The organism is Rhizobium sp. J15 (genome assembly GCF_002531825.1).
Taxonomy (GTDB): Bacteria; Pseudomonadota; Alphaproteobacteria; order Rhizobiales; family Rhizobiaceae; genus Rhizobium.
In genome coordinates, this window is sequence record NZ_NWSX01000013.1 from 90,025 (window position 1) to 113,127 (window position 23,103).

Consider the following 23,103-nt stretch of genomic DNA (forward strand, 5'->3'; position numbering starts at 1 on the left):
ATTAGCCGGACAACCAAAAATCTCGCCCGATCTTCACAGTTTCAACGACTTGCGAAGATTAGATCTCCGGCCAATGCCCCTCTAGTCTGACGAAAGCGGAATAAAAACAAGAAAATGGATTCCACGATCATCATGATCAACCTGTTCGGCGCCGTGGCACTGCTGCTGTTCGGCCTCGCGCAGATAAAGGACGGGGTGTCCAGAGCCTTCGGCGCCCGGTTGAGAACGGGGCTCGCGACCGGCACGCGGGGCAGCCTTCGCTCATTCCTGTCGGGGCTGGTGGCGACCGTCGCGCTGCAGAGTTCGACGGCAACGGCGCTGATGACCGCCTCCTTCGTCGAACGTGATCTGATCAAGCCGCGCATGGCGCAGATCGTCCTGCTCGGCGCCAATGTCGGCACGGCGATCACCGCCTGGATCGTCGCCACCGGCATCGAATGGCTCTCCCCGCTGCTGATCCTCTCCGGCATCGTGCTTTACCGCAGCCGTTCCAGCACCCGCCAGGGCGGCGGCGCGGCGCTGATCGGCATCGGGCTGATGCTGCTGTCGCTGCATCTCCTCAGCCTTGCGACCGAACCGATGCGCGCCTCTCCCGCACTTGCCGCCTTCATCGGCCTGCTGGACGGCGCCCTGCCCGTGGCGCTCCTCTTTTCGGCAGCGCTCGCCTTCGTCTCGTCATCGAGCCTGGCAGTGGTGGTGCTCATCCTGTCGCTCGCCTCGGCCGGCCTGATCTCCGCCGAACTCGTCATCGTGCTCGTGCTCGGCGCCAATCTCGGCGGCGCGATCCCCCCTGTCGTCGCGACCATGTCCGGCCCGGCCTCGGCACGGCGCGTCACGCTCGGCAATCTCGCCGTCCGCACGCTCGGCTGCCTCATCGCCCTGCCGCTCGCGGGCTATGGCGCGGAAATCATCGAGATGCTGCCATTCGGGCCGTCGAAGCTGCCCGTCGATGCGCATCTGCTCTTCAACCTTCTGCTCGCCGCGCTCGCCTGGCCCTTCTCGAGATCGCTCGCTGCCCTGATGACCCGGCTGGTCCCCGACCAGGCCGAACCGGACACCGCCCCGAAATATCTCGACGCCCACGAACTTTCGACACCGGTCATCGCCCTTGCCAGCGCCACCCGCGAAGTGCTCGGCATCGGCGATCTGATCGAGCGCATGCTGATCCGGGTTTCCGAAGCGTTCGAACGCAACGACGCATCCAAGCTTGCCGAGATCACGGCTCTCGAAGAGCGAGTGGATCGGCTGCAGCAGGCGGTCAAGGTCTATCTCTCGAAGCTCGGCCGCGAAGGCCTCAGCGACGAAAACGCCCGCCGCTCCATCGTCGTCATCGACTACGCCATCAATCTCGAACATATGGGCGACATCATCGAAAAGGGACTGCTGGAGCAGGTCAGGAAGAAGATCGCCCTCGGCCTCAGATTTTCCGACGACGGCCATCAGGAACTGCGCAAGCTTTTCGACCTGACGATCGACAATCTGCACGTCGCCCAGACGATCTTCGTCACCCGCGATTTCAATCTCGCGCGCCAGATGATGGAAATAAAGGTCGAGGTGCGCCGGATGGAGAAGCAGTCCGCCGAGCGCCATCTCGAACGCCTGCGCGACGGCCGCACCGACAGCCTGCAGACGAGTTCGCTGCATCTCGACATGCTGCGCGATCTCAAGCGCATCAACGCCCATATCGTCTCGGTGGCGCATCCGATCATGGATGAAAACGGCCTGCTGATCGAAAGCCGCGTGCGGACTGCCGTGGAGTGACGGTCAATCTGCCGAAGGCAGGCGGCGCATGGTGAATTCGATCTGGTCGCCCTCGAGCTGGCGCCAGCTTTCCACCTCGGTCCAATAAGCGGCTTTCGGATATTCGTCGAACCATTCGCGCGCCTTGGCGCGGGCGTCGATGAGGCCGAGGCAATATGTCTCACGCACGAAATGGTCCTTCTTGCGGGCAGAATTTTCCGCCCGGTGTTTCGCCATTCTGCGCTTCAGGCCGTCGAAGGACGGAGGTCCTGGAATTTTTGCCATCAAACCTACCTCTTCGGAAAAGGTAGTATCGAAATACTTGATTTGCGAGTCGAATCTTGGTGCCGGGCCGCGGCCCGTCTCGGCTTGGCGAGAGGCGCCGCCACCTGCTAGATGTGGCGGGCAATCTAGAATGAGCGAGTCGCCCTGACGGATGCCGACCGCTGGAGGCGTGACATGGAAAGACCGGAACTGCCGATCGGCTTGCCTGACGATATCGAGGAAAAGAAGGAAGCCGCCCGCAAGTGGTTCGAAGGCCTGCGCGATACGATCTGCGCCTCCTTCGAAGCGCTCGAAGACGAGCTGGAAGGTCCGCTTTCCGATCAGGAGCCCGGCCGCTTCGTCGCCAAGGATTGGTCGCGCGAAAACGGCGCCGGCGGCGGTGGCCGCATGTCGATGATGGAAGGCCGCGTCTTCGAAAAGGTCGGCGTCCATACCTCCACCGTCCACGGCGAATTCTCCCCGGATTTTCGCGCCCAGATCCCGGGCGCCAAGGAGGATCCGCGGTTCTGGGCCTCCGGCATCTCGCTGATCGCCCATCCCGTCAATCCCAACGTGCCGGCGGTGCATATGAACACCCGCATGGTGGTCACCACGAGCCGCTGGTTCGGCGGCGGGGCCGACCTGACGCCGGTGCTGTCGCGCCGCCGCACGCAGGAGGACGAGGACAGCCAGCTCTTCCACAAGGCCATGGAGATCGCCTGCCGGAACCATGCCGTCGCCGACTACGATGCCTACAAGGCCTGGTGCGACGACTATTTCTTCCTGAAGCACCGCAACGAGCCCCGCGGCATCGGCGGCATCTTCTACGACTGGCTGCATTCGAGCGAGGAAGCCGGCGGCTGGAACGCCGATTTCGCCTTCACGCGTGATGTCGGCCGGGCCTTTGCCATGGTCTATCCGAAAATCGTCCGTTCCAACTTCAACAAGCTGTGGACGGAGGCCGATCGGGACGAACAATTGATCCGCCGCGGCCGATACGTCGAATTCAATCTGCTGTATGATCGCGGCACGATTTTCGGCCTGAAGACCGGCGGCAACGTGGAATCCATTCTGTCCTCGCTGCCTCCCGTCGTACGTTGGCCGTGAGACTGTGAGATCTCGTCGATAAATTCGAACCGAGGGTCCTTCATAAAAATTCAGTGAGTCCTAACTTTATATGTACGTGCGTAACAATCGGAGGAGGATTGTCATGACGACACAAAGCGGCTCGCCTGCGTCCACGGATGTCCAGGAAACATTCCGTGCCATCGACACGCCTGAATTCCTGATACGCATCGCCGAGAAACTGCGGGCCAAGAGTGGCTCGGATCTGCCGCTCTCCTGCTTCATCGAGCAGGTCAAGCTGCAACTGGCCGGCGGAAAGTCGCCGGAGGAGCTGCAGACCGAAGCAGCCAACTGCAACACGCCCGGCCATCTCTCGGAAACTTACAAAGCCTGGGCGATGCCCGACTGAAAGACCTTCTCCGGTCGTCAGCCTATGCCGGCCGGAACCTTCTCTTCCCACATACATTCATCAATCGCGTGAAAGCGCGATGGCCGTTGTGTTTCAGACAGAGGAGAAAACCATGCGACTTTTCGAATGCGGCACGCTCGTTCCCGGCTGCGCCTGGCACACCCGGGCGGATAATGACGCAGAAGTGGTCCGCCGCGCCGTCGAGCATCTGAAGACCGCTCACGGCGAAACGACCATACGCGAAAACATGGTTGACAACATCAAGGCCCGAATCCGCGACGAAGCGACCGCCGCCTGACGGCTGTGGCGAAGTCTAAAGCGTGTCGCGCAAAAGTGTGCGCGGTTTTGCGATAACGACACGCGTAAAAACAAAGACCTAAAGCGCGGAGCGAATCTGAAAGATCGCGACGTGCTTTAGCATCCACGACGATAGCAGCGCCGCGTCCACCGGACGCGACGCCGGGTCGTCTATTGCACGCGTTCCTGCAGCCTCGCGAGCAAGGCTGCTCGATCGGAAGCGAAATTCTCCTCCACCCACTGGTTTTCCAGGCTGCCAAGCAGTTCGCCGACGCGCGGGCCGGATGGAATGCCCACAGCGATCACATCAGCGCCATTCACGGGAAACTGCGGCTTCTTCCACGTCATGGCCTGATCCAGGAGCTTGCCGAGCCGCGCCGAGCGCGCCATTTCGCCGAGATCGCCCTCGGCCTTCCCGCGTGCGACGCCAAGCGCCAGCTTCAGGCGCGTCGTGATGCCGTCCGCGCCGTTGCGGTAGAGCAGCCGCTCGAAGGCGGCCGACGAGATTTCGTCGTTGACCGGCGCCGCCATCGCCCAGTTCTTGAGAGTGGCCGCTTCCGCATTCGAGAGCCTCAGCCGGGCCGCAAGCGCCTCCAGCCGCACCGCGTCGGGCGGCACGATCGCCGCAAGGCGTAGCAGCGGATCGGGCGTCCAGCCGAGCGCCTTTTCGGTTGCGACCAGCGAAGGGATCGCATCGATCCCCCATTTTTCGGTTTCCGGCAGGATTTCCGTCAGGACCGCCACCTGGCGCATCCAGAGCAGCGCCCGGCCGGGGTCGTCGGCGCTAAGCAGCTTTCTGAGTTCCGACCAGACGCGTTCGGCCGACAGCGTCTTCAGTTTCGAGCGCGCCGCAGCACAGGCCTTCAAACCTTCGGCATCCGGCCGTCCGGAACCGTAATAGGCAAAGAAACGGAAGAAGCGCAGGATGCGCAGATGATCCTCGGCGATCCGCGTTGCGGCATCGCCGATGAAGCGGATGTTGCGTCTTTCGATATCGGCAAGCCCGCCGATGAGATCCACCACCTCGCCCTTGGCATCGGCATAAAGCGCGTTGATCGTCAGGTCCCGCCTCTCCGCATCGGCCTTCCAGTCGGTGCTGAAGGCGACCTTGGCATGGCGTCCGTCGGTCTCGACGTCGGTGCGTAGCGTGGTCACCTCGAAAGGCTTGCCGTCGATCACGAGCGTCACCGTTCCATGCTGCAGGCCTGTCGGCACCGCCTTGATGCCGGCTGCCGCCGCCCGCTCGATCACGATCTCGGGCGTCAGCGTCGTGGCGATGTCGATGTCGCTGACCGGCAGCCCCATCAGGCTGTTGCGCACCGCGCCGCCCACCACGCGAGCTTCCCCGCCCTCGGCCCCGTCATCGGCGTTCAGAAACGCGAGGATGCGGCCGAGCGCCGGATCGCGGAACCATGCTTGGTCGGCAATGCCGGTCATGCATAAAGCCTTTCATAGAGCGTGCGGACGATGCCGGCGGTGATGCCCCAGATCATCCTGGTTTCATAGGGCATGCGGTAGAAATGCCGGTCGATGCCGTCGATGACGCGCCTGTCGCGGCTGTGATTGACCGGGTTCATCAGGAAGGAAAGCGGCACTTCGAACACGTCGTCCACCTCGGCCGGATTCAGCCTGAGCGCAAAGCCCCGCTTGACGACCCCGAGCACCGGCGTGATGCGGAAACCGGTCGAGGCGAGATAGTTCGGCAGCCGGCCGACCGTCTCGACGAAGGAGCCGGCAAGACCGATCTCCTCCTCCGTCTCGCGGATCGCGGCCATTTCGGGCGAGATATCGGCCGGATCGATCGAACCGCCGGGAAAGGCGATCTGGCCGGAATGCTTGCGCAGCGTCGCCGTGCGCTTGGTGAAGATCACCCGCGCTTCCTCGCCGTCGTCGACGACGGGCACGAGCACCGCCGCATCACGCAGCTTGAAGGTCGCCACCTCGGCCACGATGTCGGGATTGAGTACATGGTCGCCATGATCGCGCCAGGCGTGATCCACCGGCCCGCCATTCTGGTTGAGCGCGCGGCGGCGGAATTCAGCTGCGGAAAACAGCGGATGACGTTGGGTGATCGCATCATTCATCGGGAAAGCGCATCCAGTTCTTCGGCAGGCATGACGGGAAAGACCTCGCCGGCGGAGCGGACCGCAAACATCGCCTGCCCCTCCACGTCGATGATCTCGCCGAGTGCCGCCAGTTCATACATCACCGCGCGTGACACCAGCGCCTCCAGCCGCCCGCGCACATGCAGATAGGGTTTCAGTTCGGCATTGCCGCCCGCAATTACAAAGCGCAGCCGATGCTCTCCTCCCGCCTCCACGACATCGCCGACATTGGTGCGGAACGTCAGCACCTGGCCGCCCTCCCGCACCGTCACGCTCATCTCCACGGCGATGAAGGGCGCGTCAGCGACCCTGATCCCGACCTTTTCCACAGGAGTTACGAGATAGGTCTTTTCGTCCTCGTCCTTGCGCAGAACCGTCGAAAACAGCCGCACGAGCGCCGGCCGGCCGATCGGCGTGCCCATGTAGAACCAGGTGCCGTCGGCCCTGATCTCCATGTCGATATCGCCGCAGAAAGGCGGATTCCACCGCTCGACCGGCGGAAGCCCACGTTTTTTGCCGCTGTTTTCCTCGGACGCGCGCGAAATCAGCGCGGCAAGCCCCGCTGCATCCGCCTGTCCGCTGATTTCCTCGGCTGCCATTCTTCCGTCCCGGTTTGTCCTTAACGAAGTGAAGTCACGAGATAGTCATTCGTAACGAACTTGTCAGCCCGTCGCATCTCCATAACTCTATCGAGTATGAGGCAGATGTATAAATCCGCCGATTCGCTGCCGAATGATTTCAGCCGTTGGAGATGCCTATGGGTATAATGAAGACCGAAGCCAGCCTCGATGAAAAGGCGATTGTCGCCGCCGCCGAGAAGGCGCTCTCCGATATTGCCGCTATCCGCGGGGAAGTCTCGAAAGTGATCTTCGGTCAGGAAAGCGTCGTCGAGAACACCATTCTCGCGGTGCTCTCCGGCGGCCATGCCCTGCTCGTCGGCGTCCCCGGCCTTGCCAAGACCAGGCTGGTGACGACGCTCGGCGAAGTGCTCGGCCTTGCCGCCAACCGCATTCAGTTCACGCCCGACCTGATGCCTTCGGATATTCTCGGCTCCGAAGTGATGGATCAGGACGATAGTGGCCGCCGCTCCTTCCGTTTCGTCAAAGGCCCCGTCTTCGCCCAGCTGCTGATGGCCGACGAGATCAACCGCGCCTCGCCGCGCACCCAGTCGGCGCTCCTGCAATCCATGCAGGAATATCATATCACCATCGCCGGCCAGCGCTACGATCTTCCCGCACCCTTCCATGTGCTCGCCACCCAGAACCCGCTGGAGCAGGAAGGCACCTATCCCCTGCCCGAAGCCCAGCTCGACCGCTTCCTGCTGCAGGTCGACGTCAACTATCCCGAACTCGCCGCCGAGCGCCAGATCCTGCTCGAGACGACGGGCCTCGGCGAAACCAGGCCGGAAGCCATCATCGATGCGCAGCGGCTGATCGAGATCCAGACGCTCGTGCGCCAGATGCCGGTGAGCGAGACCGTCGTCGACGCCATCCTTTCGCTGGTGCGCTCCGCCCGCCCCGGCCAGGGCAATGCTTCGACCGACAAGAACGTCGCCTGGGGTCCCGGCCCCCGCGCCGGCCAGGCGATGATGCTCTGCGCCCGTGCCCGCGCGCTCTACGAAGGCCGTCTCGCCCCGTCTCTCGACGATGTCTTCGCGCTTGCCGAACCCATTCTCCAGCACCGCATGGCTTTGACCTTTGCCGCCCGCGCCGAAGGCATGTCGGTGCGCGACGTCATCGCCGGACTGGTCAAGCAGGCAAAGGGATAAGGAAGCCGGACGCGTGGCATCTATCGGACAGATCGTCAACCCGACGTCAGGCAGCGATGCCCTTTCCCGCGCACGGCAGCGCGCCGCCCTGATGCCGGATTGCCTGGTGGAAGCCAAGCGCATCGCCAATACCGTGATCGCCGGCTGGCATGGCCGGCGCAAACGCGGCATCGGCGAGAATTTCTGGCAGTTCCGTCCCTATGCCGAAGGCGAAAGCCTGTCGCGCATCGACTGGCGCCGCTCCGCCCGCGACGACCATACCTACGTGCGCGAGCGCGAATGGGAGGCGGCGCACACGATCTGGCTCTGGTGCGACATGTCGCCCTCGATGATGTACAAGTCGAGCTACGGCAGCGTCTCCAAGGAAAGCCGCGCGCTGGTCGTCATGCTGGCGCTGGCCGAAATACTCTCCCGCTCGGGCGAGCGCATCGGCTGCCCCGGCATCATGGAACCTGCCTCCACGCGCAACGCCGCCGAGCGGCTGGCATCGGCCCTCCTGCATGCGCCGCTGACCGGCGGCCTGCCGGAAACGGCGATGATCCGCGGCTGGAGCGATCTCGTGCTGATCGGCGATTTCCTCGATGATGCGCCTGCGATCATGGAGCGCCTCGGCCCGCTTGCCCGCCGCGGCCTGCGCGGCCACGTGGTCGAGATCGCAGATCCGGCCGAAGAGATCTTCCCCTATAGCGGCCGCACCGAATTCACCGATCCGGAGACCGGCGCCAAGCTGATCTCCGGCCGCGCCGAACATATCCGCGATGCCTATCGCAACGCCTACCTCGTCCGCAGGGAGAGCCTCGGCCAGTCGCTGCGCCATCTCGGCTGGACCTTCACGACCCACCGCACCGATCATCTTGCCTCCGAAGCGCTGGTCGCGGTGCACATGTATCTGTCCGGCATGCCGGCCAAGGCGACGCATGGAGGGCAGCTGTGAACGCCCTTCCCTTCGCTTTCGCCTATCCCGCCATTCTCGGCGCTCTGATCGCCCTGCCGGTCATCTGGTGGCTGCTGCGGTTGACGCCGCCGCGCCCGAAGAGCGAGGTCTTCCCGCCGCTGAAGATCCTCGCCTCCGTGTTGAAGCGCGAGGAGACGCCGGCCCAAAGTCCCTGGTGGCTGACCCTGCTGCGCATGCTGCTTGCCGCCGTCATCATCCTTGCGATCGCCGATCCGGTCTTCAATCCGCGCACCAATTCGCTCGCATCGGGCGGTCCGCTCGTGCTCTTCGTCGACAACAGCTGGGCGGCGGCGCCCGATTGGGAACGCCGCATCCAGACCGCCGACGCGCTGGTGGACGATGCCGAATCCGCCGGCGTGCCCGTCTCGATCGCCTTTACCGCCGATCCGGCCAATGATGCCGTGCCCGGCACGGCAGCGGCGGCGCGAGACAAGCTGCACGCCGCCGAGCCGCGCCCGCTGGTGCCGGACCGCGAACGCGCCTTCCAGGCGCTGCGCGGCGCCCTGAACGGCGTCAAGCCCGGCACCCTCGCCTTCCTGACCGACGGTGCCACCGCCAGGGACGACGATGCGATCGTGCGCAGGCTCGCCGAACTCCAGCCCGCCGACCTCCGGCTGATCGAGGGCGATGCCTCGAAGACGGTCGCCGTCACCGCGGCCAACAATGCGGCCGACGCCATGACAGTCAAGGTTACCCGGCTCGACAGTTCGCGCCCCGCATCCGTGGCGCTCAACGCCGTCGACGCCCAGGGCCGTTCCATCGCCAATGGCAGGGTGGATTTCCGTCCCGGCCAGAGCGTGGCGACAAGTTCGATCACCGCTCCCTTCGAGATGCGCAACGATTTCGCCCGGGTCAGCGTCGACAATGGTGCAACGGCCGGCGCCGTGCACCTTCTCGACGACGCCTTCAAGCGCCGCCGCGTCGTCCTGCTGGCCGGCACCGGCGCCGATGAATTCCAGCCGCTGCTCTCGCCGCTCTATTACATCCAGCGGGCGTTGCAGCCCTATGCGGATCTGATCCAGCCGACCGATTCCGATCTTGCCGTCGCGATACCGAAGCTTCTCGCCAGCAATCCCTCCATCATCATCATGGCCGATATCGGCCGGCTGCCGGAGGAGACCTACGAACCTCTGACGCGCTGGATATCGAATGGCGGCATGCTCCTGCGTTTCGCCGGTCCGCGCATGGCGGCCGTCCCCGCCGACGATCCGCTGATCCCGGTCATCCTGCGCCAGGGAGAACGGGCGCTGGGCGGCACATTGTCCTGGAGCGAGCCGCAGTCGCTGGCCGAATTTCCGAATTTCGGGCCTTTCGCCGGCATAGCCCGCCCGGCGGACGTCGTCGTCAAGCGGCAGGTGCTGGCCGAACCGACGCCCGATCTTGCCGAACGCACCTGGGCAAGCCTCGCCGACGGCACGCCGCTCGTCACGATGAAGCAGCTCTCCTCCGGCCAGATCGTCCTCTTCCACGTCACCGCCGAAGCGACCTGGTCCGATCTGCCGATCTCCGGCACCTTCGTCGACATGCTGCGCCATCTCCTGCAGATATCGCGCTCCGGCGGCGTGACCTCGGAAGCGCGCGGCAATGCCCGTGTTTCCGAAACCCTGCCGCCCTACCGCATGCTGACGGCTAAAGGCACGCTCGTCTCGGAAACGGGCTCGGCGCGGCCACTCATTCCCAAGGCCGGCGCCGAACCGACGGCAAATTTCGACAACCCGCCCGGGCTCTACGGTTCGGAAGACGGCTTCACCTCCCTCAACGTTCTGCCCGAGGAGGCCGAACTGAAACCGCTCGACACGACAGGCACCAATGCCGTGCGCGAAGGCCTGATCGGCGGTGAGAGCTGGTCGGCGAAGCCCGCGCTTTTCCTCCTCGCCTTTCTGCTGCTTCTGGCAGACAGCCTGATCGTCCTCTTCATGAACGGCGCCTTCTCACGCTCGCGCCCGGCCGTGCGCACGGCGGCGATGCTCGCGGTTGCCATCGGCGCCGGCTTCTTCATGCAGCTCGGCACCTCGCATGCCAACGACACAAGGCCCGGCGACGACCTCGTGCTGGAGAGGCTGGACAACACCCATCTCGCCTATGTCGTCACCGGCGAGCAGGAGGTGGACGATATCTCGGAGCGCGGCCTCGAGGGTCTCACCCAGTTCCTGACCTTCCGCACGACGCTGGAACCGGCGCCGCCGGTCGGCCTCGACCTCACCAAGGACGAACTCGCCTTCTATCCGATCATCTACTGGCCGATTTCGGCGACGGCGCCGATGCCCTCCTCGGCCGCGATCAGCCGCATCGACGCCTATATGCGCAACGGTGGGACCGTGCTTTTCGATACGCGCGATCAGATCAGCGCCTTGGACAATGCCGGCAATGTCAGCGCCAACGGCCAGCGGCTGCAGGAAATCCTCGGTAATCTCGACATTCCGCCGCTGGAGCCGGTGCCATCGGATCACGTGCTGACGAAATCCTTCTATCTGCTGTCGAGCTTCCCCGGCCGCTATACCGGCAGCCCCCTCTGGATCGAAGCCAGGCAGGGCGGGCGCGAAGCGACCGAAAAATCGGCCGCGACGGCCGACGGCGTTTCGCCGATCCTGATCACCGGCAATGATTTCGCCGGCGCCTGGGCGATCGACGCGAACGGCACGCCGATGCTGCCGACCGTGCCGTCGGACGAAATGCAGCGCGAATATGCCTACCGCTCCGGCGTCAACATCATGATGTACATGCTGACGGGCAACTACAAGACCGACCAGGTTCATGTTCCCGACCTCCTCGAACGGCTGGGGCAATGAGATGACGTTCGATTTTTCGCCCTTCCTGCCCTGGCCGATCCTGGCCGCACTGGCCGGCCTCAGCGCGCTCATCGCCGCCTTCGCGATCTGGCGCGGTGTCCGCGGCGCCTGGATCAGGACGCTGGCGGCGGCCGCCCTGCTGACGGCCCTTGCCAATCCCGTGCTCCTGCAGGAGGACCGCGATCAGCTGTCGACGATCGTCCCCGTCATCGTCGACCGCAGCCAGAGCCAGCAGACGCCCGACCGCGTAGAGATGACCGACGAGGCGCTTGCGGCCCTGAAGGAACAGCTCGCCCGCTTTCCCCAGATCGAGCCGCGTTTCATCGATGTCGAAGGCGACGTCAATTCGGACGTGCCTTCCACGCGCCTCTTCGATGCGCTGGCCGCCAACATCGCCGATGTCCCGCCTTCGCGCGTCGGCGGCGCCATCATGCTGACCGATGGCGAGGTCCATGATGTCCCGGCCGCCAATCAGGCGCTCGGCTTCGATGCGCCGATCCATGGCCTGGTGACCGGCAAGGCCAACGAATTCGACCGCCGCATCGAAGTCATCAAGGGACCGCGCTTCGGCATCGTCAATGAGGAACAGCAGGTCATTCTACGCGTCTTCGACGATGGCCCGAGCCCCGGCGGCACCGCCGATGTCACGGTGAAGCTGAACGGCAATGAGATCGCCACCCTGCGGGCGACGCCCGGCCAGGATACGCCCTTCTCCTTCAAGGTGCCGGGCGGCGGCAGCAATGTGCTCGAATTCTCGGTCGCCGAGCTTCCCGGCGAAGTCACCGCCGCCAACAACCGCGCCGTCCACGTCATCGACGGCATCCGCCAGAACCTGCGCGTCCTGCTCGTCTCCGGCGAGCCGCATGCCGGCGAGCGCGCCTGGCGCAACCTGCTGAAATCCGACGCCTCGGTCGATCTCGTCCACTTCACCATCCTGCGTCCGCCGGAAAAGCAGGACGGCACGCCGATCAACGAGCTGTCGCTGATCGCCTTCCCGACGCGCGAACTCTTCGTCGACAAGATCAAGGATTTCGACCTGATCATCTTCGACCGCTACCAGCATCGCGGCGTGCTGCCGCTGCTCTATTACGACAACATCGCGCAATATGTCGAAAACGGCGGCGCGCTGCTGATCGCCGCCGGCCCCGAACATGCCGGCCCCGATTCCATCGCGATGACGCCGCTTTCCACGGTGCTGCCGGCCATGCCCACCGGCCAGATGATCGAGAAGGCCTTCTATCCCCGCCTCTCCGACGAAGGCCGCAAGCATCCCGTCACGCGCGGCCTGGACGGCTCGGGCGAGGACCCGCCGCATTGGGGCCGCTGGTTCCGCAGCGTCGACGTCGAGAAGCCGGAAGGCGAGACGATCATGCTCGGCGCCGACAGCCATCCGCTGCTGGTCCTGAACCGCTCCGGCCAGGGCCGCGTCGCCATGCTGCTTTCCGACCAGGGCTGGCTCTGGGCGCGCGGCTTCGAAGGCGGCGGTCCGAACGTCTCGCTCTATCGCCGGATCGCCCACTGGCTGATGAAGGAACCGGCGCTCGAGGAAGAAGCGCTGACGGCGCGCGCCTCCGGCCGCACGCTTGAAGTCACCCGCCAGACGATCGGCGACAATCCGGGCAACGCCACCGTGCGTTACCCCTCCGGCAAGACCGAAACCCTGCCGCTCACCCAGACCGAACCCGGCCTCTACAAGGCCGAGAAGAGGATGGACGAGATCGGCCTCTTCGAGATCCAGAACGGCAGGCTGTCGACGCTCGTCCATATCGGCGCGGTCGATGCCCCGGAATTCAAGGCGATGATCTCGACGACGGATGTGCTGCAGCCGGTCGCCGACAGGAGCAAGGGTCTCGTGACCCGCGTCGCCAGCGACAGCGGCGCGGTCAGCGTGCCGCCGATCCTGCCGGTGCGCGGCCAGGTCCGCGTCTCCGACAGCGATCGCATGATGATCCGCATGACCAGCGAGACGGTTCTGAAGGGCATCAACACGCTGCCGCTCTTTGCCGGCTTCGCCGGCGTCGGCATCCTGCTGCTCGCCTTCGGCGCCATGTGGTGGCGCGAAGGAAGGTAATCACATGCCGGAGTTCGAGCTCACCGCGTCGCCCTCACCAGAGGAATTGGCGGCGATCACCGATGCGCTCACGGCCTTCAACACAGGCGATGTCGGCCCCGCGGATCGCCGGCCGCTCGCCGTCCTCATCCGCGATACCGACGGCAAGGTGACCGGCGGCCTGTCGGGCTTTACCGCCTGGGGCTGGCTCTTTATCCAGATGCTCTATATTCCCGATACGCTGCGCGGGACCGGTCTCGCGGGCAGGATTCTCGCAAAGGCGGAAGAAGAGGCGAAAGCCCGCGGCTGCCGCGGCGCCTGGATCGATACCTTCAACCCGCAGGCTCTCGGCGCCTATCTGCGCCAGGGTTACGAAGTCTTCGGCGAACTCGCGGATTTTCCGGAAGGCCGCACGCGCAGCTTTCTCAGGAAAAACCTGTAGGCTTCATCACTCGCGCCAGGCAATCGTGCCCGTCAGCCGCTCATGCACGCCCTCGGCGATCGGAACGACGAGCACGCGGCCGGGATCGACCGGTCCGGGAAAGGCAAGCGCGTTATAGCTCACCTTCTCGAAGCCGAGCGGGCCGTAATAGGGCGGATCGCCGACCAGGATGACGGCTTCCGAGCCCTTGCGCCTTGCCGCTTCCACCGCAATCCGCACGAGTTCGCGGCCGATGCCTATATTCTTGTGCGAGGGCCGGACGGCGAGCGGCCCGAGCAGATGTCCCTTTACCGTGCCGGCGAGCACCGGCGTCATCCGCACGGAGGCGATCGTCTCGCCATTGTCGGTGCAGATGAAGGACAGCGACATATCATGCGGCCCCTGCTCGCGGATGCGCGCGGCGGCACGCGTGAAGCGGCCCGGACCGAAGGCTTCTTCGTTGATGTGTTCGATGGCGGCGTCATGAGACGCGTCTTCAGTGAGATAGACGAGATCGTGCTTGTACATGATGACAGAAACCGGATGGACAGATTGATGGGTCTCGAACACGCCCTGGGCGTTCGGGAGCATCAGCGTCGTCGCGGGTTTCTGGAAATGAACATCAGGCAGGAGTCTCTCAAATCGTGAAAAGGCCGATAGCAGGAAAAATTTCCGCCGTCCAACGCAAAATGCACACGGCAGCACACCGAATTATGCAGCCGCGTGGACGACGTGACGCACTGTTCAATCTTTACCGCCTGCAAAGCCCCGCTATCTCAGCTAACTTCGGCCCCAACGCAATTTAGGGAATGAAGATCATGGGAATGCTGATGGACGGCGTCTGGCATGACGTCTGGTACGACACGAAGGAGAGCAAGGGTCAATTCAAGCGGCAGCCCTCGCAGTTCCGCAACTGGGTGACGCCGGACGGTTCGGCCGGTCCTTCCGGAGGCGGCGGCTTCAAGGCCGAGGCCGGACGCTACCATCTCTATGTCTCGCTCGCCTGCCCCTGGGCACATCGCACGTTGATCTTCCGCAAGCTGAAGAAGCTTGAGGAGCTTATTTCGGTTTCCGTCGTCCATCCGCTGATGTTCGAGAACGGCTGGGAGTTCAAGACCGGCGACGGCGCCACCGGCGACCCGCTCTTCGGCGCCGCCACCCTCTGGCAGATCTACGTCAAGGCCGACCCGCACTATTCCGGCCGTGTCACCGTCCCCGTCCTCTGGGACAAGCAGACCGGCACGATCGTCAACAATGAATCAGCCGAGATCATCCGCATGTTCAACAGCGCCTTCGACGGACTGACGGGCTCGAAGGCCGATTTCTACCCGGAACATCTCAGCGCCGAGATCGACGCGCTGAACGCCACCGTCTACGACACCGTCAACAACGGCGTCTACAAGGCCGGCTTCGCCACCACTCAGGAAGCCTATGAGGAAAATGTCGGCAAGCTCTTCGAAACGCTCGACATTCTCGACGAGCGCCTGGGCAGGGGCCGCTACCTCTTCGGCGACAGGCAGACCGAGGCCGACTGGCGCCTCTTCACCACGCTGCTGCGCTTCGATCCCGTCTATGTCGGCCATTTCAAGTGCAACATCCGCCGCATCGCCGATTACCGCAACCTGCCCGGCTATCTCAGGGATCTCTACCAGACGCCAGGCGTTGCCGAGACGGTGAGCCTGACGCACATCAAGCAGCACTATTACCGCAGCCACAAGACGATCAACCCGACCGGCATCGTTCCCGTCGGCCCGGCGCTCGATCTCGACAGGCCTCATGGTCGTGCTACAGCGCCGCGCGTCTTTTCAGACGCGCAAAGGACGCTGTAGGATTTTAAGCTGCTCTACGCGGCCTGACGCTTACCAGCGGTGGTCGGGCTCCTGCTCGCCCCGAAGCTCGGCGAGGCGGCGATACGTCGCCTCGGTCGTGCCCTCGGGCAGGCTGTCGAGCGAGAAGAACCCGCTGTCGGAAATCTCCCAGTCCGGCGGCCGCGGCGCCGTCTGCTCGACGGTCACCCGGTAGAACACGACATGGTCGCGCCGGGTGGTGGTGGTGTTGAAATAGACCTGGACCAGATGCGGCTTGCCGATGATCCTGAGGTTGCCCTCCTCGCGCAGCTCCTTGACCAGTGCTTCTTCGGCCGTCTCGTTGCGCTCCAGCCCGCCGCCGGGCATATGCCAGCCGCCGATATAGCTGTGCCGCACGAGGAATATCCGGCCCTCCGCATCGAAGCAGGCGGCTCTGACGCCCATGGTCATGCCGCGGGCGAAGGAAAAATAGACATGCAGCAGGCGTAGCGCCAGCCTGATGTGAGGGGGCCGCTTCTCTTTATCCACCATCGTTCCGTTTCGGCTTTTCGTCGCGCCGGATGTGTTTGATTTGTCAATAAGCTGGTCTATGTCTCGTAGCATGTTCAAGCTCGCGCATATTTCAGACGTCCACCTCGGACCGCTGCCCCGTCTTTCCATTCAAGAGCTGTTTTCAAAACGTATAACCGGCTTTGTGAACTGGCATCGAAACCGACGCAAGCACCTTTTCGGCAGCACGCTCGATCTGCTGCTCGATGATATCCGCGCCCATCAGGCCGATCACCTCGCCGTCACCGGCGATCTCGTCAATCTGGCGAGCGGCATCGAGATCCGCGCCGCCGCCGCCTGGCTGCGCGCGCTCGGCGATCCTGCCGACACCTCGGTCGTTCCCGGCAATCACGACGCCTACGTGCCGGGCGCCTATGAGAAGTCGATGCGCGCCTGGTATGATTACGTCCGTGGCGACCTCGCCTCGCCGCACTGGCAGGAAGACCGCCATATCTTTCCCTATCTGCGCGTCCGCGACAAAGTGGCGATCGTCGGCTGCTCCACGGCCGTCGCCACGCCCCCCTTCGCCGCCTCCGGCTTTTTCAGCGCGCGCCAGGCCCGCGACACGGTGAACATGCTGCGCGCGGCCGGCGAAGCCGGCCTCTTCCGCGTCGTCATGATCCATCATCCGCCGATCCGCGGCGCCACCGCCTTCCACAAGCGCATGATCGGCATCCGCCGCTTCGCGGCCGTGATTTCGACCGGCGGCGCCGAGCTCGTGCTGCACGGCCACACGCATCTGAACACGCTGCACTGGCTGCGCGGCCAGGTGCAGCCGGTGCCGGTCGTCGGCATCGCTTCGGCCTCGCAGGGACCCGGCAGCATCAAGCCGCCGGCGGCCTATAACCTCTTTTCCATCGACGGCTCTCCGGGCGCCTGGGAGCTCACCGGCGAGCGCTTCAGCCTGAACCGGGCGGGCGACGCGGTCATGCCGGAAAGCGTCGATATTTTCGCGCGTTAGCGCAGAATGTAGACTCTGTTTGTGCGGCACTTGAAGCAAGCTCGGAAGCTGTCCGGCCGGCGCCGCAACATTTGTCACCGGCATTGCTTACCCTCTTGGTATTTCCGGCGTTAAGCGTACAATCCGACCAACTGCATCGCCTCAGAACGGAGCCGCCAATGACTTCCCCCTTCCATCGCCTGTGCAGAGTGACACTTGCCGCCGGTTTTGCCTTCGGCATGGCAACGGCCGCCTTCGCGGCCGGCGACAGCAACGACGACACCAATCCGCCGCCGAAGACGGAGACGACCAAGACCTGCACCGGCGGCAAGGTCTGGGACAAGACCAAGAAGGAATGCGTCACCCCGAAGAAGAGCAGCTTCAACGACGACGACCTCTATAAGTTCGCCCGTGAATTCGCCTATTACGGCCAGTATGAAAACGCCATCACCGTGCTCAATCTTGCCGACAATCAGAACGACCCGCGCATTCTGAACTATCTCGGCTATGCCAACCGCAAGGCCGGCCGCATGGAACTCGGCATGTCCTACTACCGCAAGGCGCTGCAAGCGGATGAAAATTACATCCTCGCCCGCTCCTACATGGGCATGGCGCTGGTCGAACAGGGAGATATCCAGGGCGCCCGCGTGCAGCTCGTCGAAATCCGCGACCGCGGCGGCGAAGGCACCTGGGCCTATCGCTCCCTGCTGCAGAGCCTGAACGGCTACAGGACATATTGACGCAAGCTTTGCGGGCTAGATTGCGAAAATCCCTTGGGAAAAGGGGATAAGACGACCGAATGCTTGCGAAGTGCAGGAGACTTGTTTCATAAAGTACCTGCATCTCCGGTGCCGATAAAAGCCGGTTTCGCGCCCGACGGCGAACCTTCGTCCGCGAAACCATCGTGAATGCTTCTTGGATAGACAATGCGTCAGCCCGCAACGACCATCGACCTCCGGCGTGATCTCGTCGGCCTCCTGCCCCGCCTTCGCCGCTTCGCGATCACGCTCGCGGGTGAGGCTGCCGTTGCCGATGAACTCGTCCAGACCGTCTGTCTGCGCGCCATTGCCAAGGGGCATCAGTGGAACGGCGAAGGCCGGCTGGAAAGCTGGATTTACACGCTTGCCCGCCAGCAATGGACCGATGACAGCCGTAAGCGCAAGCCAAAAGCCTCCGCCCGCGGCAACGTCACCGACATTCGCGATGCCGCGCGCGACCGCTCGGCCTCGGTCGATCCGGACGCGATCCACCGCATGATCTCCGAAATGCCGGACGGCGTGTCCAGCGTCTTCCTGCTCGTCGACGTCGAAGGCCACAGCTACCAGCAGGCGGCCGACATCATGGGCATTTCCGCGGCAAGCGTCGTCTCCCAGCTTGCCGCCGCAAGGCTGCATTTCGCCGGACTTGCCGGCACCCACCCCATCCACAGGTACTGAATTGCTCGATCTTAGGAAATTGCCGCTCGAAGCCCAGCTCACCGCCCTCCTCGACGGCGAAGTCTCGCCCGAACAGCGGCACGAACTGGAGCAGCGTCTGGCAAGCGACGAGAATGCGCGCCGGCTGCATGAGAAGCTCCGTCACGGCGCCGATTTCGGCCGCCGCCGCCTCGACGATGTGCTGAAGGAACCGGTCCCGCTTGCCCTCGTCCGCTCGATCAAGAGCACGCAGCCGCCGAAGACGCCGATCGCCCAGCGCGCCACCCGCCCGCCGGTGAAGCTGGCGCCGAGCGGCCCGCAGGCGCTGGCCGCCGCCCTCATCCTCTTCGTCGTCGGCTGCGGCATCGGCTATTTCGTCGGCGTCAGCCCCGATGCCGACGAGATCGCCACCACGACCTCGACAGCGGCTCCGGCCAACACCAGCGACTGGCTCGGCGACGTCACCGCCTATCAGCGCCTGCTGATCCGCCAACCCCGCCACCTTGTCGAAGTGCCGGCCTCGCAGGCCGAGGAAATCTCCAGCTGGCTGACGACAGCGATCGGCGTGCCCTTCCGCGTGCCCGATCTCAGCGCCGAATCCTGGACCTTCCAGGGCGCCCGCGTCATTCTCGGCGACAACCGCCCTGTCGGCCAGCTCGTCTATTCCAATTCCGACGGCGACATCATCTCCATCTGCTTCCGCAAGGACGCGCAGCCGCCCGAGACCGACGATTTCAAGGAAACGATCAAGGACGAGATCGGCCTCGTGACATGGCACAATGCCGGCACCTCCTATGTGCTCGCCGGCCCCTCCGCCGAAGCAACCCTCGGCCAGCTCGCCATGAAGATCGCCACGGCGATTTGATACCGACTATCGCCTGTGTCGAATGATTACCGCCAGCGGAGCTGGCGGAACCATAACAAAATCGACCATCAGCATCGGTAGCCCCCTCATCCGCCTGCCGGCACCTTCTCCCCGAGGGGAGAAGAGATATGCCGTGACGTCTCGATTCCCCCTTCTCCCCAGTGGGGAGAAGGTGCCCGTAGGGCGGATGAGGGGGCCGCACGGCACTTCTTTCATTGCGTTTCGCTAGCGCTCAGTGAAGACTCAACGAAGCCAATCTCCTCGTCAGGCCGCGCCATGCCAGCACGGTCGCGGCCTGAACCCTCGCAGATCAGGCCTTGCCGGCCTTCACCTCGAGCACCCGGTTGGCGGCCGAGACGATCGCTTCCAGCGAGGCCGCGACGATGTTGGTATTGATGCCGGCGCCGAAGAGCTTGCCGCCGGGATAGGAGGTCTCGACATAGGAGATCGCCGCCGCATTCGAGCCGTGCTGCAGCGAATGCTCCGAATAATCCTCGACCGACATCTCGATGCCGAGATAATGCGACAGTGCGTTGATGAAACCGTCGATCGGGCCGTTGCCGCGCCCTTCGATGCGCTTGATCTCGCCATTGTCCGATATCTCGGCCGCGACGATCCGCTGGCCCTTACGCTCCGTATCGGGATAGGTGTGGTGATCGACGAACCTGAGGCGCGCATCGGGCTGCGTCACGTATCGCTCGATGAAGCGGTCATGGATGCGCTTCGAGGGAAGCTCCTTGCCCTCGACGTCGGTGATGCGCTGGATGTCTTCGCGGAATTCGACCTGCAGGTTGCGCGGCAAGTTGAGCCCGTAATCCTGCTGCAGGATATAAGCGATGCCGCCCTTGCCGGACTGCGAATTGATGCGGATGATCGCCTCATAGGAACGGCCGACATCGCGCGGATCGATCGGCAGATAAGGCACCTCCCAGACCGGATGGTTGGCGACCTGTGCGGCCTTCATGCCCTTGTTGATAGCATCCTGGTGCGAACCGGAGAAGGCGGTATAGACCAGCTCGCCGACATAGGGGTGACGCTCGGAGATCGCCATCTGGTTCGAATATTCGAACACTTCCTTGATGCGCTCGATGTTCGAGCAGTCGATGCCAGGATCGACGCCCTGCGTGAACATGTTGAGCGCCATCGTCACGACATCGACATTGCCGGTGCGCTCGCCATTGCCGAAGAGTGTGCCTTCGACGCGGTCGGCGCCTGCCAGCAAGGCCAGCTCGGCGGCGGCGATCCCGGTGCCGCGGTCGTTGTGCGGATGCAGCGAGACGATCAGGTTTTCGCGGTTGTCGAGGTTACGGCACATCCATTCGATCTGGTCGGCATAGACGTTCGGCGTCGCCATCTCGACGGTCGACGGCAGGTTGATGATCAGCTTGTTGTCGGGCGTCGGCTTCACCACCTCGATGACGGCATTGCAGATTTCCAGCGCCACCTCCAGCTCGGTGCCGGTGAAGCTCTCCGGAGAATATTCGAAACGATAACCGCCGCCGGCCTTGGCGGCCATGTCGGTGATCATCTTGGCGGCATCGACGGCAATTTGCTTGATGCCCTGGACATCCTTGGCGAAGACGACGCGGCGCTGCAGCTCGCTGGTCGAATTGTAGAAATGCACGATCGGCTGGTTTGCCCCTTCCAGCGCTTCGAAGGTGCGGGTGATGAGCTCGGGACGGCACTGGACCAGCACCTGCAGCGAAACGTCTGCGGGAACGTTGCCCTCTTCGACGCACCAGCGGGCGAAGTCGAAATCGGTCTGCGAAGCCGAGGGGAAACCGATCTCGATTTCCTTGAAGCCCATCTCCAGCAGCAGGTGGAACATGCGCGCCTTGCGGTCGTGACCCATCGGATCGACGAGCGCCTGGTTGCCGTCGCGCAGGTCGACCGAGCACCAGACAGGCGCCTTGGTGATCGTCTTCGTCGGCCAGGTACGGTCGGGGATGCTTACCTGCGGATAGGCCCGGTATTTCACCGCGGCGTCGGGCATACCCTTGGCGCCTGCGGAGGATCGGCTGGTGGTGTTGTCCATTGTCTTGTCTCCTCGTCCCGGCATTCGTTCCGCCTCTTAGCCGATCACGTCGGGCTTGGCGATAAACAAATGCGGACCTTCGTCGGTCGTTACGTCAATTTTGAAAGTGAGTCGCGAGGAGCGATGGCCGGGCGGGCTTTCGGCCGCCGGGCGCTCCTCAAAGGACCCGGCAACCGCGCGTAAGGCCGAGGAGAAGAAGCGAGGTCAAGGCGCGCGAGACGTCACGCAGGGCGATGCGGCCGCGTGCAATCGTGTCGGAAATCTTGGCGCCTGTGGTCTTCATAGCCGCGCTTATAGCCTCGGGCGGCAGAGCTGGCAAGGCCTCGCCCCTGCATTATCTCGGTTGAGGCCGGTCTTTCCAAGCCTTCACCAACTGCGACAGCGCGAGCATCAGCCCGCCGGCGATCAATCCCCAGAAGGCGCCGGAAATGCCGCCGAAGGACACGCCGGATGCCGTGACGAGGAAGGTGATCGCCGCCGCCTCGCGCGATTCCTGCGCCTGGAAAGCCGACATCGCCGAAGACGAAAAGGCGCCGACCAGCGCCAGCCCCGCCACCGCCTCGATGAGGATCGGAGGCGCCAGCGCGACGAAAGCCGTCACAGCGCCGGCGAGCAGCCCGAGGATGACGTAGCCGATGCCGGCGATCAGCGAGGCCCAATAGCGCCGCTTCGGATCGGCATGCGCGTCCTGCCCGGCACACATCGCCGCGGTGATCGCCGCCAGGTTGACGGCATGGCCGCCGAAAGGCGCCGACAGCAGCGAGAAGAAGCCGGTGACGGCAAAGAGCGGGCCGGGCTTCGGATCGTAGTGATTGACCTTCAGCACCGCGATGCCGGGAATGTTCTGCGAGGCCATGGTGACGATGAAGAGCGGCAGCGCGATCGAGATGAAAGCGGCAAGATTGAACACCGGCCGGACGAATTCCGCCGTCGGCACCAGCGACCGCTCGAGCGAACCGAGCGCGCCGTCCGGAATATCGACGCCGAAGGCGAGCACCAGCACGAAGGCTGCGAGTGCGGCCGGCACCGCCCAGAGCCGCTTGAAGGCGCCGACGACGATCCAGGCGATGACGATCGGCAGACCGAACAGCGGATTGAAACCGATCGCCTTCACCGGCGCAAAGCAGAGGCCGATCAGCACGCCCGCAAGCATGGCATTGGCAAGCGGTGCGGGAATGGCGGCAACAGCCCGGCCGAGCGGCTTGAACAGCCCGGCAATGACGATCAGCGCCGCGCAGATGAGAAACGCCCCGACCGCCGCATTGAAGCCGCCCTCGATCGCGCCGGTGCTTGCCAGCAGCGCCGCGCCGGGCGTCGACCAGGCGATGCTGATCGGCAGTCGCGTCACGGCGCTGAGCACGATCGCGCAGACGCCCATGGAGATCGACAAGGCCATCAGCCCCGAAGCCGCCTGAACCTCTGTCGCGCCGACAGCCTGCAATCCATGCAGCACGACGGCGAAGGAGCTGGCGGAACCGACAAAGGCGGTCAGCAGCCCCATGAACAGGGCCTGGACGGAAAAATCTTTGAACATAACAGGACTCGGACAGCGGAAATGGCATGGAGCACGACGGTTGGCGCGCATGCAAGTCCAGATTCGGCCCTTTCGTTCGGTATTCACCAGACAA

Annotated in this window: 23 protein-coding genes; 14 read left to right on the plus strand and 9 right to left on the minus strand. The window is 64.0% G+C overall.

Going from position 1 to position 23,103, the window contains the following annotated elements:
* Window positions 1–114: 114 nt before the first annotated feature.
* Complete coding sequence (locus CO670_RS14090) at window positions 115–1,761, plus strand: Na/Pi cotransporter family protein (protein WP_097590796.1); 1,647 nt, start codon at window positions 115–117, stop codon at window positions 1,759–1,761.
* A gap of 3 nt (window positions 1,762–1,764) precedes the next feature.
* Here the strand turns inward: CO670_RS14090 and CO670_RS14095 are convergent, their stop codons facing one another.
* Window positions 1,765–2,025 (minus strand): hypothetical protein, encoded by a 261-nt coding sequence (locus tag CO670_RS14095; protein ID WP_088673060.1) that lies wholly within the window; start codon window positions 2,023–2,025, stop codon window positions 1,765–1,767.
* A 174-nt stretch (window positions 2,026–2,199) separates the two neighbouring features.
* On the opposite strand from CO670_RS14095, the gene hemF reads away from it, so the two are divergent.
* The 3 genes from hemF (at window position 2,200) to CO670_RS14110 (ending at window position 3,776) form a co-directional block, all read left to right on the plus strand.
* Entirely contained in the window at window positions 2,200–3,111 is a 912-nt protein-coding gene (hemF, locus tag CO670_RS14100; protein WP_097590797.1) for an oxygen-dependent coproporphyrinogen oxidase, read from the plus strand.
* A gap of 103 nt (window positions 3,112–3,214) precedes the next feature.
* Window positions 3,215–3,478 carry a hypothetical protein gene (locus CO670_RS14105; RefSeq protein ID WP_097590798.1) on the plus strand — a complete coding sequence of 88 codons (264 nt, stop codon included), beginning with the start codon at window positions 3,215–3,217 and terminating at the stop codon, window positions 3,476–3,478.
* A 112-nt stretch (window positions 3,479–3,590) separates the two neighbouring features.
* Window positions 3,591–3,776, plus strand: a complete 186-nt coding sequence (locus CO670_RS14110; protein ID WP_010029983.1) for a DUF1059 domain-containing protein — start codon at window positions 3,591–3,593, stop codon at window positions 3,774–3,776.
* Between the two features lie 170 nt (window positions 3,777–3,946).
* Here the strand turns inward: CO670_RS14110 and CO670_RS14115 are convergent, their stop codons facing one another.
* The 3 genes from CO670_RS14115 to CO670_RS14125 are packed head-to-tail and all read right to left on the minus strand — an operon-like array spanning window position 3,947 to window position 6,479.
* The gene (locus tag CO670_RS14115; protein WP_097590799.1) at window positions 3,947–5,212 is read right to left on the minus strand and encodes a CCA tRNA nucleotidyltransferase; all 1,266 of its coding nucleotides are present in this window, start codon (window positions 5,210–5,212) and stop codon (window positions 3,947–3,949) included.
* Complete coding sequence (locus CO670_RS14120; RefSeq protein WP_088690072.1) at window positions 5,209–5,859, minus strand: CoA pyrophosphatase; 651 nt, start codon at window positions 5,857–5,859, stop codon at window positions 5,209–5,211. The genes CO670_RS14115 and CO670_RS14120 overlap by 4 nt, the downstream gene beginning before the upstream one ends.
* The gene (locus CO670_RS14125) at window positions 5,856–6,479 is read right to left on the minus strand and encodes a DUF1285 domain-containing protein (RefSeq protein WP_097590800.1); all 624 of its coding nucleotides are present in this window, start codon (window positions 6,477–6,479) and stop codon (window positions 5,856–5,858) included. The genes CO670_RS14120 and CO670_RS14125 overlap by 4 nt, the downstream gene beginning before the upstream one ends.
* Window positions 6,480–6,637: 158 nt before the next feature.
* On the opposite strand from CO670_RS14125, the gene CO670_RS14130 reads away from it, so the two are divergent.
* Genes CO670_RS14130 through CO670_RS14150 form a run of 5 tightly spaced genes read left to right on the plus strand, consistent with a single transcriptional unit; the run spans window position 6,638 to window position 13,884 of the window.
* Window positions 6,638–7,648: a MoxR family ATPase gene (locus CO670_RS14130; RefSeq protein ID WP_097590801.1), complete on the plus strand. Its 1,011-nt coding sequence runs from the start codon at window positions 6,638–6,640 to the stop codon at window positions 7,646–7,648.
* A gap of 13 nt (window positions 7,649–7,661) precedes the next feature.
* Complete coding sequence (locus tag CO670_RS14135; RefSeq protein ID WP_097590802.1) at window positions 7,662–8,582, plus strand: DUF58 domain-containing protein; 921 nt, start codon at window positions 7,662–7,664, stop codon at window positions 8,580–8,582.
* On the plus strand, window positions 8,579–11,392 hold the full coding sequence (locus CO670_RS14140) for a DUF4159 domain-containing protein (protein ID WP_097590803.1): 2,814 nt from the start codon (window positions 8,579–8,581) through the stop codon (window positions 11,390–11,392). Before CO670_RS14135 ends, CO670_RS14140 begins: the two co-directional genes overlap by 4 nt.
* Before the next feature lies 1 nt (window position 11,393).
* Window positions 11,394–13,463, plus strand: a complete 2,070-nt coding sequence (locus tag CO670_RS14145; protein ID WP_097590845.1) for a hypothetical protein — start codon at window positions 11,394–11,396, stop codon at window positions 13,461–13,463.
* A gap of 4 nt (window positions 13,464–13,467) precedes the next feature.
* Window positions 13,468–13,884: a GNAT family N-acetyltransferase gene (locus CO670_RS14150; RefSeq protein ID WP_097590804.1), complete on the plus strand. Its 417-nt coding sequence runs from the start codon at window positions 13,468–13,470 to the stop codon at window positions 13,882–13,884.
* 6 nt (window positions 13,885–13,890) lie between these two features.
* Here the strand turns inward: CO670_RS14150 and CO670_RS14155 are convergent, their stop codons facing one another.
* Window positions 13,891–14,454, minus strand: a complete 564-nt coding sequence (locus tag CO670_RS14155) for an N-acetyltransferase (protein ID WP_097590805.1) — start codon at window positions 14,452–14,454, stop codon at window positions 13,891–13,893.
* A 227-nt stretch (window positions 14,455–14,681) separates the two neighbouring features.
* Here CO670_RS14155 and CO670_RS14160 point away from each other — a divergent pair, with 227 nt between their 5' ends.
* Entirely contained in the window at window positions 14,682–15,692 is a 1,011-nt protein-coding gene (locus CO670_RS14160) for a glutathione S-transferase family protein (RefSeq protein WP_097590846.1), read from the plus strand.
* 30 nt (window positions 15,693–15,722) lie between these two features.
* Here CO670_RS14160 and CO670_RS14165 read toward each other — a convergent pair whose 3' ends face one another.
* The gene (locus CO670_RS14165; RefSeq protein WP_097590806.1) at window positions 15,723–16,202 is read right to left on the minus strand and encodes an NUDIX domain-containing protein; all 480 of its coding nucleotides are present in this window, start codon (window positions 16,200–16,202) and stop codon (window positions 15,723–15,725) included.
* A 70-nt stretch (window positions 16,203–16,272) separates the two neighbouring features.
* On the opposite strand from CO670_RS14165, the gene CO670_RS14170 reads away from it, so the two are divergent.
* The 4 genes from CO670_RS14170 to CO670_RS14185 all read left to right on the plus strand — a co-directional run bounded on the left by CO670_RS14170 (window position 16,273) and on the right by CO670_RS14185 (window position 19,440).
* The gene (locus tag CO670_RS14170; RefSeq protein ID WP_097590807.1) at window positions 16,273–17,181 is read left to right on the plus strand and encodes a metallophosphoesterase; all 909 of its coding nucleotides are present in this window, start codon (window positions 16,273–16,275) and stop codon (window positions 17,179–17,181) included.
* Between the two features lie 158 nt (window positions 17,182–17,339).
* Complete coding sequence (locus CO670_RS14175; protein WP_097590808.1) at window positions 17,340–17,900, plus strand: hypothetical protein; 561 nt, start codon at window positions 17,340–17,342, stop codon at window positions 17,898–17,900.
* A gap of 186 nt (window positions 17,901–18,086) precedes the next feature.
* Window positions 18,087–18,596 (plus strand): RNA polymerase sigma factor, encoded by a 510-nt coding sequence (locus CO670_RS14180; protein ID WP_097590809.1) that lies wholly within the window; start codon window positions 18,087–18,089, stop codon window positions 18,594–18,596.
* A 1-nt stretch (window position 18,597) separates the two neighbouring features.
* Entirely contained in the window at window positions 18,598–19,440 is an 843-nt protein-coding gene (locus CO670_RS14185) for an anti-sigma factor (protein ID WP_088673043.1), read from the plus strand.
* Window positions 19,441–19,750: 310 nt separating this feature from the next.
* On the opposite strand, the gene leuA is transcribed toward CO670_RS14185, so the two are convergent.
* The 3 genes from leuA to CO670_RS14195 form a co-directional block, all read right to left on the minus strand.
* Window positions 19,751–21,475, minus strand: coding sequence for a 2-isopropylmalate synthase (leuA, locus tag CO670_RS14190; RefSeq protein ID WP_097590810.1), 1,725 nt, complete (start codon window positions 21,473–21,475; stop codon window positions 19,751–19,753).
* Window positions 21,476–21,632: 157 nt separating this feature from the next.
* Window positions 21,633–21,758 carry a hypothetical protein gene (locus tag CO670_RS33645; RefSeq protein ID WP_280950777.1) on the minus strand — a complete coding sequence of 42 codons (126 nt, stop codon included), beginning with the start codon at window positions 21,756–21,758 and terminating at the stop codon, window positions 21,633–21,635.
* Between the two features lie 51 nt (window positions 21,759–21,809).
* Entirely contained in the window at window positions 21,810–23,009 is a 1,200-nt protein-coding gene (locus CO670_RS14195) for a benzoate/H(+) symporter BenE family transporter (protein ID WP_097590811.1), read from the minus strand.
* Between the last annotated feature and the right edge of the window lie 94 nt (window positions 23,010–23,103).

Coding starts and splice junctions, on each gene's coding strand:
- CO670_RS14090 (WP_097590796.1), top strand. CDS start 115: ATGGATTCCACGATCATCATGATCAACCTGTTCGGCGCCGTGGCACTG.
- CO670_RS14095 (WP_088673060.1), bottom strand. CDS start 2,025: ATGGCAAAAATTCCAGGACCTCCGTCCTTCGACGGCCTGAAGCGCAGA.
- hemF (WP_097590797.1), top strand. CDS start 2,200: ATGGAAAGACCGGAACTGCCGATCGGCTTGCCTGACGATATCGAGGAA.
- CO670_RS14105 (WP_097590798.1), top strand. CDS start 3,215: ATGACGACACAAAGCGGCTCGCCTGCGTCCACGGATGTCCAGGAAACA.
- CO670_RS14110 (WP_010029983.1), top strand. CDS start 3,591: ATGCGACTTTTCGAATGCGGCACGCTCGTTCCCGGCTGCGCCTGGCAC.
- CO670_RS14115 (WP_097590799.1), bottom strand. CDS start 5,212: ATGACCGGCATTGCCGACCAAGCATGGTTCCGCGATCCGGCGCTCGGC.
- CO670_RS14120 (WP_088690072.1), bottom strand. CDS start 5,859: ATGAATGATGCGATCACCCAACGTCATCCGCTGTTTTCCGCAGCTGAA.
- CO670_RS14125 (WP_097590800.1), bottom strand. CDS start 6,479: ATGGCAGCCGAGGAAATCAGCGGACAGGCGGATGCAGCGGGGCTTGCC.
- CO670_RS14130 (WP_097590801.1), top strand. CDS start 6,638: ATGGGTATAATGAAGACCGAAGCCAGCCTCGATGAAAAGGCGATTGTC.
- CO670_RS14145 (WP_097590845.1), top strand. CDS start 11,394: ATGACGTTCGATTTTTCGCCCTTCCTGCCCTGGCCGATCCTGGCCGCA.
- CO670_RS14150 (WP_097590804.1), top strand. CDS start 13,468: ATGCCGGAGTTCGAGCTCACCGCGTCGCCCTCACCAGAGGAATTGGCG.
- CO670_RS14155 (WP_097590805.1), bottom strand. CDS start 14,454: ATGCTCCCGAACGCCCAGGGCGTGTTCGAGACCCATCAATCTGTCCAT.
- CO670_RS14160 (WP_097590846.1), top strand. CDS start 14,682: ATGGGAATGCTGATGGACGGCGTCTGGCATGACGTCTGGTACGACACG.
- CO670_RS14165 (WP_097590806.1), bottom strand. CDS start 16,202: ATGGTGGATAAAGAGAAGCGGCCCCCTCACATCAGGCTGGCGCTACGC.
- CO670_RS14170 (WP_097590807.1), top strand. CDS start 16,273: ATGTTCAAGCTCGCGCATATTTCAGACGTCCACCTCGGACCGCTGCCC.
- CO670_RS14175 (WP_097590808.1), top strand. CDS start 17,340: ATGACTTCCCCCTTCCATCGCCTGTGCAGAGTGACACTTGCCGCCGGT.
- CO670_RS14180 (WP_097590809.1), top strand. CDS start 18,087: ATGCGTCAGCCCGCAACGACCATCGACCTCCGGCGTGATCTCGTCGGC.
- leuA (WP_097590810.1), bottom strand. CDS start 21,475: ATGGACAACACCACCAGCCGATCCTCCGCAGGCGCCAAGGGTATGCCC.
- CO670_RS33645 (WP_280950777.1), bottom strand. CDS start 21,758: ATGAAGACCACAGGCGCCAAGATTTCCGACACGATTGCACGCGGCCGC.
- CO670_RS14195 (WP_097590811.1), bottom strand. CDS start 23,009: ATGTTCAAAGATTTTTCCGTCCAGGCCCTGTTCATGGGGCTGCTGACC.